The organism is Streptomyces sp. RLA131 (genome assembly GCF_056270125.1).
The window spans coordinates 7292521-7306223 of sequence record NZ_JBWDOQ010000002.1 but is presented as its reverse complement, the minus strand read 5'-3'; the positions used below and the strand labels follow the sequence as shown (position 1 = coordinate 7306223).

General features: G+C 72.2%; 12 protein-coding genes. 3 read left to right on the top strand and 9 right to left on the bottom strand.

Annotated elements, in window-relative coordinates:
* Positions 1-2: 2 nt before the first annotated feature.
* Genes RWE79_RS34025 through RWE79_RS34015 form a run of 3 tightly spaced genes read right to left on the bottom strand, consistent with a single transcriptional unit; the run spans position 3 to position 3053 of the window.
* Positions 3-836, bottom strand: a complete 834-nt coding sequence (locus RWE79_RS34025; protein ID WP_475943922.1) for a carbohydrate ABC transporter permease — start codon at positions 834-836, stop codon at positions 3-5.
* 7 nt (positions 837-843) lie between these two features.
* Complete coding sequence (locus RWE79_RS34020; protein WP_475943921.1) at positions 844-1782, bottom strand: carbohydrate ABC transporter permease; 939 nt, start codon at positions 1780-1782, stop codon at positions 844-846.
* Positions 1779-3053 (bottom strand): ABC transporter substrate-binding protein, encoded by a 1275-nt coding sequence (locus RWE79_RS34015; protein WP_475943920.1) that lies wholly within the window; start codon positions 3051-3053, stop codon positions 1779-1781. Before RWE79_RS34015 ends, RWE79_RS34020 begins: the two co-directional genes overlap by 4 nt.
* A 138-nt stretch (positions 3054-3191) precedes the next feature.
* Here RWE79_RS34015 and RWE79_RS34010 point away from each other — a divergent pair, with 138 nt between their 5' ends.
* Entirely contained in the window at positions 3192-4394 is a 1203-nt protein-coding gene (locus tag RWE79_RS34010) for an FUSC family protein (RefSeq protein WP_475943919.1), read from the top strand.
* Between the two features lie 106 nt (positions 4395-4500).
* Here the strand turns inward: RWE79_RS34010 and RWE79_RS34005 are convergent, their stop codons facing one another.
* The gene (locus RWE79_RS34005; RefSeq protein ID WP_475943918.1) at positions 4501-6042 is read right to left on the bottom strand and encodes an ATP-dependent DNA ligase; all 1542 of its coding nucleotides are present in this window, start codon (positions 6040-6042) and stop codon (positions 4501-4503) included.
* 119 nt (positions 6043-6161) lie between these two features.
* Here RWE79_RS34005 and RWE79_RS34000 point away from each other — a divergent pair, with 119 nt between their 5' ends.
* Positions 6162-6977: an SAM-dependent methyltransferase gene (locus RWE79_RS34000; RefSeq protein ID WP_475943917.1), complete on the top strand. Its 816-nt coding sequence runs from the start codon at positions 6162-6164 to the stop codon at positions 6975-6977.
* A gap of 13 nt (positions 6978-6990) precedes the next feature.
* On the opposite strand, the gene RWE79_RS33995 is transcribed toward RWE79_RS34000, so the two are convergent.
* The gene (locus tag RWE79_RS33995) at positions 6991-7899 is read right to left on the bottom strand and encodes a helix-turn-helix domain-containing protein (RefSeq protein ID WP_475943916.1); all 909 of its coding nucleotides are present in this window, start codon (positions 7897-7899) and stop codon (positions 6991-6993) included.
* Positions 7900-8071: 172 nt separating this feature from the next.
* The gene (locus RWE79_RS33990) at positions 8072-8308 is read right to left on the bottom strand and encodes a DUF397 domain-containing protein (protein WP_475943915.1); all 237 of its coding nucleotides are present in this window, start codon (positions 8306-8308) and stop codon (positions 8072-8074) included.
* Between the two features lie 168 nt (positions 8309-8476).
* On the opposite strand from RWE79_RS33990, the gene RWE79_RS33985 reads away from it, so the two are divergent.
* Positions 8477-8953 (top strand): ATP-binding protein, encoded by a 477-nt coding sequence (locus RWE79_RS33985; protein WP_475943914.1) that lies wholly within the window; start codon positions 8477-8479, stop codon positions 8951-8953.
* 138 nt (positions 8954-9091) lie between these two features.
* On the opposite strand, the gene RWE79_RS33980 is transcribed toward RWE79_RS33985, so the two are convergent.
* The 3 genes from RWE79_RS33980 to RWE79_RS33970 are packed head-to-tail and all read right to left on the bottom strand — an operon-like array spanning position 9092 to position 13700.
* Entirely contained in the window at positions 9092-11338 is a 2247-nt protein-coding gene (locus RWE79_RS33980; RefSeq protein WP_475943913.1) for an MFS transporter, read from the bottom strand.
* Entirely contained in the window at positions 11335-13158 is a 1824-nt protein-coding gene (locus tag RWE79_RS33975; RefSeq protein WP_475943912.1) for an IucA/IucC family protein, read from the bottom strand. Before RWE79_RS33975 ends, RWE79_RS33980 begins: the two co-directional genes overlap by 4 nt.
* Complete coding sequence (locus RWE79_RS33970) at positions 13155-13700, bottom strand: GNAT family N-acetyltransferase (protein WP_475946276.1); 546 nt, start codon at positions 13698-13700, stop codon at positions 13155-13157. Before RWE79_RS33970 ends, RWE79_RS33975 begins: the two co-directional genes overlap by 4 nt.
* Between the last annotated feature and the right edge of the window lie 3 nt (positions 13701-13703).

Here is a 13703-nt window from a genome sequence, read left to right as displayed (position 1 = left end):
TCTCAGCCCTTGACTGCTCCGGAGGTCAGTCCGGCGACGATCCTGCGCTGGAAGAGCAGGACGAACACGATGATCGGGATGGTGATGACCACCGCCGCGGCGGCGATCGACCCGGTGGGCTGCTGGAACTGCGAACTGCCGGTGAAGAAGGCGATGGCGGCCGGCACGGTGCGCGCCGCGGTCGTGGAGGTCAGGGAGATCGCGAAGAGGAAGTCGTTCCAGCAGAAGATGAAGACCAGGATGGCGGTGGTGAACACCCCCGGCGCCGCCAGCGGTGCGATCACCAGCCGGAACGCCTGCGCGGCCGTCGCGCCGTCGACCTTGGCGGCCTTCTCCAGGTCCCAGGGGATCTCCCGGAAGAAGGCCGACAGGGTGTAGATCGCCAGCGGCAGCGAGAAGGTCATGTACGGGATGATCAGCCCCGGCCAGGTGTCGAACAGGCCGAGCAGACGCTCGATGTCGAACAGCGGCGACACCAGCGAGATCGGCGGGAACATCGCGATCAGCAGCGACATCCCGATCAGCAGCCGTTTGCCGGGGAACCGCAGCCGGGCCACCGCGTAGGCCGCCATCGTGCCCAGCACCACGGCGATCACGGTGGAGATCAGCGCGATGCCGATCGAGTTGACGAGGGCGCGGGTGAACTCCGAGGTCTCGAAGATGCCCCGGTAGTTCGCCCAGGTCCACTTCCGGGGGAGGAACGAGCCGTCCGACAGGGTGCCGGGGTCCTTGAAGGACAGCGACGCGATCCACACCACGGGGATCAGCGCGTACAGCACGACCAGCAGGTCGGCCGCGCTCCAGCCGGCGATCCGCTTGGTCCGGGCGGTGGTCATCGGCGTCTCAGCGTCCCGTCCCGGAGCCGGGTGCGGCCGTGCCGAACAGCTTGACGAAGATGACGGCGATGATCCCCACACAGAGGAAGATCAGTACCGAGATCGCCGACCCGATACCGAGGTTGAGCGCCGTGAAGAGGTTGTCGTAGCCGAGGACCGACAGCGATCCGGTGCCGTTGGACCCCTGGGTGAGCACATAGATGTTGTCGAAGACCCGGAACGCGTCCAGGGTCCGGAACAGCAGCGCCACCAGGATGGCCGGCTTCATCAGCGGCAGGGTGACCAGCCGGAAGCGCTGCGCGCGCGTCGCTCCGTCGACCATGGCGGCGCGCAGCGTCTCGTCGGGTACCAGGGCGAGCCCGGCGAGCAGCAGCAGGGCCATGAAGGGCGTGGTCTTCCACACCTCGGCGAGGATGATGATGCCGATGGCCTGCCAGTGGCCGGTCAGCGGCGCGGTGCCGGCGGCGTCCACCAGATAGCCGGTGCCGGGGGTCCACGCGTACTGCCAGGAGAAGGCGGCGACGACGGTGACGATGCCGTACGGGACCAGGATCACCGTGCGTACGGTGCCGCGGCCGAGGAGGGCCCGGTGCATGACCAGCGCCAGGCCCATCCCGAGGATCAGCTCCACGGTGACGGAGACCGCGGTGACCAGCACCGTCACCCGGAACGCCTCCCACCACAGGGGCGAGCTCAGCACGGCCGCGTAGTTGCTGAGGCCGACGAAGGTGGCGAGTTGGGGGAAGCGCAGGTCGTAGCGCTGGAGGGAGAGGTAGACGGCGTAGGCCACCGGGTAGGCCGTCACGGCGACCATCACGAGCACGGCCGGGGCGCACAGCGTCCAGCCGAGCCGGCGTTCCTGCCGGGCGCCCTCGGAGAGGCTGCGCTCGGGGCGGGGCGGGCGCTCGGGGCGGGGCGGGCGCTCGGGGCGGGCCGGGCGGGTCATGGGATCAGCCCCCTGGACCGCAGGGCGTCGTCGATCTGCCCGCGCATGTCGCGGACCGCGCCGACCGGATCGATCCCGGCGGGTGGCGACAGGGTGTGGGAGACCGCGATGGAGACGTTCTGGTAGGCCGGGGTCTGCGGGCGGATGCTCGCGTGTTCCAGGGCGCTGAGGATGTCGGCGGCGAAGGGGTAGCTCCTGACGAGTTCCGGGCTGGTGTAGAGGGCGCGCAGGGTGGGCGGCAGACCGCCGGTCAGCGCGGCGGTCAGCTGGTTGTCGCGGTCGCGCAGGCACAGGGCCGCCTCGTGGGCCGTCGCGGGATGCCGCGAGTAGGCGCCGACTGCCAGGTCGATGCCGCCGATGGTGGGCCGGGCGGGCCGGTCGGCGTACACCCGGGGATAGGGCGCCCAGCGGAAGTGCTTGAACAGGTCGGGCCGGTTGGCCTTCATCGACGGGTACACAAAGGGGTAGTTGAGCTCGAAGGCCGCGCTTCCGGACTCCATGGCCAGGCGGTTCTGGTCCTCCATCTGGTTGGCCAGCGAGGGATCGGCGGCCGGTGAGGTGGCCAGCCGGTGCATGATGCCGGCCGCCACCACGGCGGGCGCCCCCAGCGAGGGTCTGGTGGCCGCCGGGTCGAGGATCGAGCCGCCCGCGCTCTCGACGAGGGTGTTGAACCAGACGGTGAGGCCCTCGTACTGCGCGCCCTGGATCTCCACCCGGTGAGGTCTGCCCGCCCTGGCCAGCGCCCGGGAGGCGGCCAGCATCCGCGCCCAGGTGGCGGGGGGCCGGCGCACCAGGTCGTCGCGGTACCAGAGCAACTGGGTGTTGGCGTTGTACGGGACCGCGTAGAGCCGGTGTTTCCAGGTCGCCGTCCGCAGCGAGGCGGTCAGGGTGCCCGCCGTGGCCCGCGCGCGGTCGGCGCCGGTCCAGGGCCGGATCCAGCCGGCCTCGGCGAACTCCGCCGCCCAGGTCACGTCGAGCCCGAGGATGTCGAGCCCCTTGTCGTGGGCGGCGAGACGCCGGACGAGCTGCTGGCGCTGGCCGTCGGCGGCGCGCGGCAGCTTGTTGTACCGGATGACGTAGCGGCCGCCCGAGGCCCTGCCGCAGTTGTCGGCGGCCTTCTGCAGAGCGCCGGAGTCGTCGGGGAAGTTGTACCAGTTGAGGGTGGCCCGGCCCGGCTCCGTGGAGGTGCTCCCACCGCAGCCGGTGGGGAGCGCCGCCAGCAGGAGCAGCACCGCGACGGCGAGTGGACGCCGCGTCCGGGGCCCGTCCATTTCGCTCCTCAGGCTCTGAGGTGTCAGGTGGCTGGAGAGGGCAGGAGATCGCGGCCGGCGGCCGGGCGGGCGGCGACGCGCTTGCGGGGCCGCGGAATTCACCCGGGTGGCGGGCTCGGGACCGGGAACACTCGCAGGGTGTCCACAGTCCCCGCAGCCCTGACCGGAATCCTTCGGCGCCGTAACGACCCGGTCGTGGTGCAGTCGGTGCGCTCCGCGCTGGCCGGGGTGCTGGCGTATGTGGTGGCGCTGGAACTGTCGCCCAACCCGGTGCCGCTGACGGCTCCGCTGACGGCGCTGCTGGTCGTCCAGGTCACGCTCTACACGACGGTGACGACCGGGATCCGCCGGGTGGTGAGCGTGGTGGCCGGGGTGCTGATCGCGGTGGCCCTGGGTGATCTGATGGGGCTCACCTGGTGGAGCCTGGGGCTGATCATCCTCGCCTCGCTGGTGGTGGGTCACATCATCCGGGTCGACGAGTTCGTCGCGGAGGTCGCCATCAGCGGCATGCTGATCCTCGGGGTGACCGACCACGGCGGTGAGGGCCTGGACCGGGTGCTGGAGACCCTGATCGGCGCGGTGGTCGGGGTGCTGCTCAACGCGCTGGTCGCCCCGCCGGTCTTCGTGCGGCCGGCCGGTGAGGCGGTGGAGGAGCTGGCCCGGCGGCTGCGCGGGCTGCTGCTGCGGATCGGCCGGGAACTGCGGGAGGGCGCCTCACGCGAGCGGACCCTGTCGTGGCTGCACGAGGCGCGCCGGCTGGACAACGAGATCGCCCGCTTCGACGAGGCGCTGCGCCGTGCCGAGGAGAGCACCAAGTTCAATCCCCGGGTCCGGCGGGCCGAGGGCGCCATGACCCGGCTGATCCTGCGCAGCGGCCTGGACACCCTGGAGGTGTGCGCCGTCGTCCTGCGCACCCTGTGCCGCTCGCTGGCCGACCTGTCGGAGGACCGTGCCCACCAGGAGTCGGTGTACGACGCCCCGGTCTCCGCCGTACTGGACGATCTGCTCACCCATATCGCCGACGCCGTCGACAGCTTCGGCCGGCTGATCACCGCCCAGGTCAGCGCCGGGGCCGAGCGGGCCGAGGCCGAGCTGGAGCAGGCGCTGCTCGACGGGCGGGAGGACCGGGAGCGGATCGCCGCCCTGCTGCGGGACGAGATCAACGCCGGCGGCGAGTGGCTCAGCTGGGAGCTGCACGGTGCCCTGCTCGCCAACATCGACCGGCTGCTGGACGAGCTGGACGTCGAGAAGCGGTCCCGCTGGCTCGCCGCCCAGCTCGACGCCGCCCGGCCCTCGCCGACGCTGGTCCACCGGCTGCGCCGGCGTATCCGTCAGCGCTGAACGGTCCGGCAGGTTCGGCACCGTCACGAGCGCCGGCATCAGCCGGCTCGTGCGGACGGGGGTGTCTCCCGGGACGTGCCCACGCCTTCATCGCGGCCTCGCCCGGTCAGGTCGGCAGCCGCAGGGCCAGCACCGCGGCGACGGTGTCGGCCTCGCCGGCGGTCTTGTCCTCGCGGTGGCGCAGCACCCGGGCGAAGCGCAGCGCCACGCCCTCGGGGTAGCGCGGGGAGCGCTGGACGCCGTCGCAGGCGATCTCGACGACCAGTTCGGGGCGTACGGTCACCACGTGCCCGTCGTCGCTGACGGCCAGTTCCCGGAGGCGGCCGGTCTGCCAGCCGAGCATGGCGTCGGTGAGGCCCTTGAAGGTCTTGCCGAGCATGGCGAAGGTGCCGTCGGGGCGGCGGGCGCCCAGGTGGAGGTTGGAGAGCTTGCCGGTGCGGCGGCCGTGGCCCCACTCGGCGGCCAGGACGACCAGGTCGAGGGTGTGGACGGGTTTGACCTTGAGCCAGGACGCGCCCCGGCGGCCCGCGCTGTAGGGGGCGTCCAGGGCCTTGACGACCACGCCCTCGTGGCCCCGGGCGAGGGTGGCGGCGGTGAAGTCGCGGGCGGCGGCGCGGGCCGCCGCGTCCTGCGGGTCGGCGACGGTGAGGCGGCGGACCCGCAGCGGCTCGGGGACGACCCGGGCCAGCTCGGTGTGGCGGTCTGCGGCGGAGTGGGCGAGGAGATCACGGCCGTCCACGGACAGCAGGTCGAAGAAGACCGCCGACAGCGGCACGGTGGCCCGGGCCCCGGCGACGTCCAGGCGGGAGGCGGTGCGGCCGGCGACCTCCTGGAAGGGGCGGGGGCGGCCGTCCGGGCCCGGCGCGATGACCTCGCCGTCGAGGACGGCCCGGCCGGCGGGCAGGCCGCCCACGGCGGTGGCCACTTCGGGCAGCCGGTCGGTGATGTCGTCGAGGGTGCGGGTGTAGAGCCGGACCGAGCCGCCGTCCTTGTGGGCCTGGACCCGGATGCCGTCGAGTTTCTCCTCGACGGCGCAGGGGCCGAGCCGGTCCAGGGCCTCGTCGACGTCCTTGGCGGTGTGCGCGAGCATCGGCTGCACCGGGCGGCCCACCTCCAGCCGGTAGTCGGCGAGGGCCGCGGGCCCGCGGCCGAGCAGGGCGGCGGCGACGGTGCCGAGGGAGCCGCTGAGCATCACCGCGCGGCGTACGTCGGCGGCCTCGGCTCCGGCCGCCACCGCCAGCGCCTCGACGGCGGCCGCGTCCAGGGCGCCCTGGCGCACCTCGCCGCTGATCAGGCCGGTGAGGAAGGCCTGCTCCCCCTCGGTGGCGGCGGCCATCAGCTGGTGCAGCAGCCGTCTGCGTTCGGTCTGGGCGCCCTGGCCGGAGACGGCCGCGATCCGGTCCAGGGCCGCGTGCACCTCCAGGACGGCCAGGCCCGGCGCGGGGGCCGGGGGTACCGGGTCGCCGAGCGCCCGCCGGCCGATGCCGGTACGGCGCTGCGGGAGCCGCCCGGCGAGATAGGTGATCACGGTGGGCGCCTCGGCGGGTTCGGTGTCCCGGAACAGTCCGGCGAGCAGCGCGGTCTTCTCCGACCGTGCCGACGTGGCGGCGACCTCACGGGACGTACGGGCGACCTCGGCGAACAGCATGCCTCCATCGTGACCCGCGCCGCCGCCCGGCGCAGTCCCGGGCGGGCCGGCCCCCGGGCCGAAACCCCCCGGCCACGGCCCGGACCGCGCCTAGACTGGCGGAGACGGAAAGGGGTCCGATGAACCAGGGCGACGAGGCGTTAACCGGTGGGATCGACATCGGGGTGCCGAGCGTGGCGCGTATGTACGACTATCTCCTCGGCGGCAAGGACAACTACGCCGTCGACCGTGAGGCCTCGGACGAGCTGCTGAAGGTGGTGCCCAGCACCAGGGAACTCGCGGTCAACAACCGCAGGTTCCTCCAGCGGGTGGTGGGCGTGCTCGCGCGGGAGTACGGGATCCGCCAGTTCCTCGACCACGGTTCCGGCCTGCCGACGCAGAACAATGTGCACCAGGTCGCGCAGGCGGTGGACCCTGCCTCGCGGGTGGTCTACGTCGACAACGACCCGATCGTGCTGGCCCACGGGCGCGCGCTGCTGGAGGAGAACGAGAACACCGCGGTCATCCAGGCGGACTTCCGCGACACGGACGGTGTCCTGGGCCACCCCGAGGTGGAGCGGCTGATCGACTTCGACCTGCCGGTCGCCGCGCTGTTCGTCTCCGTACTGCACTGCGTACCCGACACCGACGATCCGGCCGGGCTGATCCGGCGGGTCGCCGGCCGCCTCGCGCCCGGCAGCTTCCTGGTCGTCTGCCAACTGGTCAGCGAGGACGCGTCGGTGCGCGACTTCGTCACCGGGTTCATGGACACCAGCACCCACGGCAACTGGGGCCGGGTGCGCCAGGAACGGGATGTGGCGGACTTCCTGGACGGCCTGGAGATCCTGGAGCCGGGACTGGTGGAGGTCTCGACCTGGCGGCCGGACGACTCACTGACGCCCCATCAGCGCACCAAGGAGTGGATCGAGTTCGGCGGCGTGGCCCGCACATCCTGACCGGGCGGCCGCGTTACGGCAGTTCGGACAGGATCGTCCGCAGGAAGGGGGCCGTCTTCGCGGGCGGCTCCGCCTCCGCGCACAGCCGGTCCATCACCGCCAGGTAGTTGTCGACGTCGTCCTCCTTGTCGAGGTAGAGCGCGCTGGTGAGCTGCTCCAGGTAGACGATGTCGGGCAGATCGGGCTCCAGGAAGCGCAGGATGGTGATCGGGCCGCCGGCCGCGGCGAGTCCGCCGACGCTGAACGGGGCGATCTGCAACGTCACGTTGGACCGCGCGGCGGTCACGATCAGGTGCTCCAGCTGAGCCCGCATCACGCGGGGGCCGCCCAGCGGACGGCGCAGCGCGGCCTCGTCCATGACCGCCCACACCCGCGGGGCCTCGGGGGCGAGGAACAGTTTCTGACGCTCCATCCGTAGGGCGACCCGGCGCTCGATCTCGACCGCCGAGGCCCGGGGATGGCCGAGCCGGGTGACGGCGCGGGCGTAGTCCTCGGTCTGGAGCAGGCCCGGCACGAACTGGACCTCGTACGTGCGGATCACGGACGCGGCCTCCTCCAGGCCGAGCAGCGTCTCGAACCACGGCGGGAGGACGTCGCCGAAGCGCTGCCACCAGCCGGGGGTGCTGGCCTGCCGGGCCAGGGCGAGGAAGTCCGCCCGCTCCGACTCGTCGTGGACCCCGTAGAGGGTGAGCAGGTCGGCGACGTCACGGTCCTTGTATCCGACGCGGCCCAGTTCCAGCCGGCTGATCTTGGCGTGGGAACCGCGGATCGCGTCGCCGGCCGCCTCGCGGGTGATCCCCCGCGCCTCCCGCAGCCTGCGCAACTGGGTGCCCAGCACGATGCGCAGAACCGTCGGACCACCGCGCGGGTACTCCAGATAGCGCTTTATCGACGGTTGGCTGTTGGGCCGCGTCGCGGTCATCCGGTGCTCCCGTGAGTGACTGGGTGAACAGCCAGTCTCCCATCCAGGGGCGCTTGAAGTACAGTTGCGCGCCCTTGGCGTGCCACCGGCGGAAGTTGGCTGGACTCAGAAAAGGTGCTGATGGTGCGGGGACCGGCCCGATCCGGGGCCGGATCAGGGGCCGGCTCCGCGGTCAGTCCGCCATGTCGTCGAAGTCGCCGTCCTTGGCGCCCCCGATGAAGGCCGCGATCTCCTCGCGGGTGTAGATGAGCGCCGGGCCCCCGGGGTGACGGGAGTTGCGCACCGCGAACGCGCCGCCGGGCAGCGCCGCGAGCTCCACGCAGTTGCCGCTCGGGTTGCTGCGTCCGGCCTTCCTCCAGACCACCCCTTCGAGGTCCGTGGCCCGCATGCCGTTCTCCAACTCCTGCATGACTGCTCCTTCTTGCCGCGTGCACGTGCATCTGTACTTGCAGCCGTAAGTGCAGCTGTACTTACGACTGTAATTGCAGATGTGCTTGCACGGGTAGGGATTGGACGGGGATAGTGGAGCGCGCAGAACACAACGTGCCGCCCGTCCGACAGCTCTGCGGAGTCAGCGATGACCACATACCCGGCGCTCCCACCGGGACTTGCCCTGCTGGAAGGCCCCGGGACACGCTTCGCGGCCTGCGCCCTGGGCGGTGACCTTCACGCGGCCTGCGCGGCACGGGAGTTCACCCGTTCCACACTCCGTCAGTGGGGCATGCCCGAGGTGGTGGACAACGCGTCCATCGTCGTCTCGGAGATGCTGGCCAACGCCGTCCGTCACGGACTGGACAGCCCGGCTGACCTTCCCCTCCCGACACGGCCGCTCTGGCTCGGGCTGCTGCGCCGGGGCGCCTGCGTGCTGTGCACGGTCTCCGACCCGGGCAGTGAGGTCCCGGTGGTCAGGGAGCCGGACTACCTCGCGGAGAACGGGCGCGGGCTGCACATCATCGACTCGGTCAGCGAGTCATGGGGCTGGACCCCGCCGGACGCGGCGGGCAAGTCGGTGTGGGCGATGGTCTCCGGACCGCTGCAGGCGTCCGACAACTGATCATCCGGTGGGCTCGGGCAGCCGGAGCCGCTGCTGCCGTTGCCTCCGGCGTCCGCTCTTCCTCCGACCCGGGACCGCCCGGCATCGTTGGTCGGGCAGTTCCCGGACCCGGGGGCCCGGAGGCGAGGGGCGGCGGTCTCAGCCGAGCCGGGCGTGGAGGAAGTCCAGGGTGCGCTGCCAGGCGAGCGCCGCGGACGCGGGGTCGTGGGCCTCGGGGCGGCCGTCGTTGAAGAAGGCGTGGCCGGCCGGGTAGAGGTGCAGCTCCGGGACGATGCCCGACTGTTCCTGGACGGCGGCGCGCAGCTGGTCGAGGGACTCGGGCGGGACGGTGGTGTCCTGCTCGCCGTAGTGGCCCAGGATCTCGGCCTTGAGACCGGAGAAGTCCGGGAGGGGGCCGGGCACGACACCGTAGAACGGGACGGCGGCGCCGACCCGCGGGTCGCGCGCGGCCAGGGCCAGCACGAAGCCGCCGCCCATGCAGAAGCCGACGGTGCCGACGGCGGCGCCGGTGGTCTCGTCCCGGCCCAGCAGATGGTCCACCGCACCGGACAGCAGTTCGACGCCGCGCTCGGTGGGCAGTTCGGACATCATGCGGTAGGCCTCCGCCGAGTCGTGCGCGACGGCGCCGCCGAAGAGGTCGGGGGCCAGGGCCACGAAGCCGGCCTGCGCGAGCCGGTCGGCGATGCCGGCGATGTGGTCGGTCAGGCCCCACCACTCCTGGATCACGATCACCCCCGGGCCGTGTCCCGCCGGCGGCACGGCCAGATAGCCGTGGGCGGTCCCGCCCGCGCTGGGGAAGGACACGTTCTGTCGGGCTTCCGGCTGCGATGCGGACACGTCGTGCTCCTGGTGGCTGCGGTGGGGGCCGGTGCTGGACACCTGTCTGGCGTGATCGTCCCACGGGTGGCCTTCGGCCGCGCGCGGTCGCGGCCGCCCGGCCCGGCTCAGCAGCAGCGCCGTCAGACAGCCGCCGAGCAGGACGGCGGCGGCGCCCGCCAGCTGGCCGGTGCGTACGGCGGAGGAGAAGGCCTCTCGAACGGCCGACCGGGCGGCGGCGGTGGGCGCTTCGGCGAGGGCGGCGGGCAGCGAGGCGGCACCGGCCGCCGCGAGGCCGGCCGGGAGGAGCGCGGCGAACCGGGAGTTCAGCACGGCGCCGAGGGCGGCGACGCCGAGACTGGTGCCCAGCTCGGACATGGTGCCGTCGATGCCGGCACCGGCGCCGGCCCGCTCGGGCGGGATGGAGCCCATGACGGCCTCCGCGATGGCGGGGTTGGCCACCGCGCAGCCGGTGCCCATCAGGAGCAGGCCGGGCAGCATCCTCCCGTAGCCGTCAGAGCCGACCGTGGCGACGACCGCGAGTCCGCCGGCCAGCAGGGCCATGCCCAGCGCGATGGCGGTGGGCAGTCCCAGACGCCGGGTCAGGCGTGCGCAGAGCCCGCTGAAGTTGAGTACGACGATGGTCAGCGCGAACGGCGCGGTGCGCAGCCCCGCCTCCAGCGGGGTGCAGCCGAGGACGAACTGGAGCTGCTGGGTGAGCAGGAAGAGCGCGCCGCCGCTGCCGAAGGTGATCAGTACGACGCCGGTGACCGCCCCGGCGAACCGGCGGTCGTGGAAGAACCGCAGGTCCAGCATGGGGTACGGGATGCGGCGTTCCCAGAGCACGAAGGCGCCCAGCACCACGGCACCGGTCAGCGCCGACAGCAGCACCCGGCCCGATCCCCAGCCGTCCTCGGGGCCGGAGATGACGGCGTGGACGACGGCGGTGACGCCCGCGGTGGACAGCGCCGCGCCGATCAGGTCGGGCCGTGCCCCCGCGGGGTCGCGGGACTCGGGGATCAGGGCGACGCTCGCGACCAGGGCGACCAGCACCACCGGCAGGTTGACCAGGAAGATCGCCCCCCACCAGAAGTGGGCCAGCATCACTCCGCCGATCAGCGGGCCGGTCGCGAAGCCGAGGGCGTTCGCGGCGGCCCAGACGCCGATCGCCCGGGGGCGTTCCCCGGCGTCGAAGATCTGCATGGCGACCGCCAGGGTGGTGGTCAGCAGCAGTGCGCCGCCGATCCCCATCCCGGCCCGGGCGGCGATCAGTTCGCCGGTGGAGCGGGCGAGTCCGGCCGCCAGCGATCCGGCGCCGAAGAGCACCAGTCCGGTCAGCAGCATGCGGCGGCGGCCGTAGCGGTCGGCGGCGCCACCCGCGGTGAGCAGCAGCCCTGCCTGCACCAGCGAGTAGGAGTTGATGATCCACTGGATGTCGGCGGTGGAGGCGTCCAGTTCCCGGGTCAGCGAGGGCACGGCCACGTTGAGCACGGTGTTGTCGAGGACGACGACGAGCTGCGCCAGGCAGATCACCGCCAGGATCAGCCACCGGCGCGGGTGCCGGGTCACCGCCGGGCGAAGGGGGCGAGGGGGTTCTTCAGGGTGCCGACGAACTGCAGGGCCGCGCTGGGGTCGGCGAGGTCCACCATCTGCTGGTTGTTCCGCAGTTGCAGCCGGTTGAGGCAGGACAGCGCGAACTCGGGCGTGAAGATGTCGTACCGCTGGAACTTCTCCGCCAGGTGGGGCGCCGACCGCTGGTAGTCGGACACGCAGTCCGCGACGGTCCGCCAGAAGGTGTCCTCGTCCAGGACGTCCTCGGTGGCCAGGATCGCGCCGAGGAAGCGGAAGAAGCAGTCGAAGACGTCCGTGAAGATCGCCAGGATCTTCTCCTCCTCCGGGACGTCGGCGCGGATCCGCCGGACCGCCGGCGGCAGTGCCGCGTCCGGGTCCAGTACGGCGATCTCCTCCGCGATGTCCTTGAAGATCGCCCGCTCGACGGTGCTGTCGGCGCCCAGGACCAGGATGACGTTCTCGCCGTGCGGCATGAAGACCAGGTCGTAGGCGTAGAGGCTGTGCAGCAGCGGCGTCAGATAGGCGTGGAGGTAGCGCCGCAGCCACTCCTGCGGGTCCAGGCCCGAACGTTCGATCAGCGCGGCGGCCAGCGAGCGGCCCTCGCGGTCGGTGTGGAGCAGCGAGGCCATGGTGGCCAGCCGCTCCCCCGGTTCCAGCGACGGGACGGGACTCTCGCGCCACAGGGCGGCGAGCATCTTGCGGTACGGGGAGTAGCGGTCGGTGGCGGCCTCGTACTGGCGGTGGTGGTAGCCGACGGCGGCCCGCTCGCGGATGATCGTCAGCCGGGTGGCCTTGAGGATGTCGTCGCGGGCGATGAGGTCGGCGAGCCAGTCGTTGATGGCGGGGGTGGCCTCCATGTAGGCGGCCGAGAGTCCGCGCATGAAGCCCATGTTGAGCACCGACAGGGCCGTCTTGACGTAGTGCCGGGACGGGTCGCTGGTGTTGAAGAAGGTGCGGATCGACTGCTGGGCGAGGTATTCGTCGTCGCCGGGGCCGAGCGGGACCAGGCGACGGCAGGCTATCTCGGCGGCGAAGGTCACCGACAGCTTGTTCCACCACTGCCAGGGGTGGACGGGGATGAGGTGGTGGTCGGCGAGGTCGAGGCCGAGGGCGGCGAGGGTGTCCGCGAAGCGGGTGAGGGTGGCGTCGCCCAGCTCGGCGCGTACGAGACGGTCGTAGTCGGTGTCCTGGGAACAGGTGAAGGTGGAGTGGTCGCGGTGGGCGGCCAGCCACATCAGCCGGACGGGGGCCGCCGCCTCGGGGGCGTAGGCGTGGTATTCGCGCACGCCGAAGCCGAGCCGGCCGTTGTTGGCGACGAAGCAGGGGTGGCCCTCGGTCATGCCCGTCTCGATGGCCTGGAAGCCGGCGCCGGCGAGTTGGGCGGCGGTGACCGGTTCGGCGGTGAGTTTGTACGCGGTGCCGGACAGGGTGGAGCTGATCTCCTCCAGGTAGACCGGCAGGATCGCGTCGCTCAGGCCCAGGGTGCCGCGCAGTTCGATGATCAGGTCGACGGCGTCCAGCGGCAGTTCGGCGCCCGCGTGGTGCCGGGTGATGCTGTCGGCGTCGATGTGCCAGTGGTCCAGGGTCAGGACGCGGGCGGCGAAGCGGTACTCCACGGTGCCGTCGTCGCTGCGCACCACATGGCGGTCGCCGTCGGGCTCGGGGGTGAGCAGGCGTTCGTGGGAGAACTCGGCGAGGGCCTTGCGGACCAGGAGCCGGTTGGCGCGGGCCCAGGTGGCGGGCGTCAGGTGGGCGACGGCCGCCGCGGGGGCGGTGGTGGCCGTCGGGTGGGGGTGCTGGGGATTCCGGTGGGTCACGGGGTCACTCCGGCGGCGGTGCGGAACTGGTCACGGGTGCAGACGCTGAGCAGCGCCTCCTTCTCCGGTTTGGTGATCTTCTCCAGGGCCTCGAAGCCGACTGCCGCGTTGAGCGCGTGGACGGCGGTGTTGCGTACGTCCGGCTCGACGACGACCCGGCGGGTGGCCGGGTCGTCGAACAGCATCTGCATGACGGTGGTGATGACGGCCCGGGTGAAGCCGTGCACCGGGGTGCCGGCCGGGGCGCACAGGAAGTGCATACCGACATCGCCGTCCTGGTGGTCGTACAGGCCGACGAGTTCGAGCTTCGCGGGGTCGTAGCGCTCGACGAGGAAGGCGGGACGGCCCTCGTGCAGCCCGATGTACGCCTCGTGGTGCGGGTGTTCGGCGATCTTGCGGTACTCGTAGGCGACCTGGTCGACGTCGGCGTCACCCATCAGCCAGAAGGCGGCCTTGGGGTGGGTGACCCAGCCGTGCAGCAGGCCGGCGTCGGCGTCCGGGTCGAGGGGGCGGACGGCGAACTCGCCGAGGACGGAGTCCATGCG

Coding starts and splice junctions, on each gene's coding strand:
- RWE79_RS34015 (WP_475943920.1), bottom strand. CDS start 3,053: ATGGACGGGCCCCGGACGCGGCGTCCACTCGCCGTCGCGGTGCTGCTC.
- RWE79_RS33970 (WP_475946276.1), bottom strand. CDS start 13,700: ATGGACTCCGTCCTCGGCGAGTTCGCCGTCCGCCCCCTCGACCCGGAC.
- RWE79_RS34025 (WP_475943922.1), bottom strand. CDS start 836: ATGACCACCGCCCGGACCAAGCGGATCGCCGGCTGGAGCGCGGCCGAC.
- RWE79_RS33995 (WP_475943916.1), bottom strand. CDS start 7,899: ATGACCGCGACGCGGCCCAACAGCCAACCGTCGATAAAGCGCTATCTG.
- RWE79_RS33985 (WP_475943914.1), top strand. CDS start 8,477: ATGACCACATACCCGGCGCTCCCACCGGGACTTGCCCTGCTGGAAGGC.
- RWE79_RS33990 (WP_475943915.1), bottom strand. CDS start 8,308: ATGCAGGAGTTGGAGAACGGCATGCGGGCCACGGACCTCGAAGGGGTG.
- RWE79_RS34000 (WP_475943917.1), top strand. CDS start 6,162: ATGAACCAGGGCGACGAGGCGTTAACCGGTGGGATCGACATCGGGGTG.
- RWE79_RS34020 (WP_475943921.1), bottom strand. CDS start 1,782: ATGACCCGCCCGGCCCGCCCCGAGCGCCCGCCCCGCCCCGAGCGCCCG.
- RWE79_RS34005 (WP_475943918.1), bottom strand. CDS start 6,042: ATGCTGTTCGCCGAGGTCGCCCGTACGTCCCGTGAGGTCGCCGCCACG.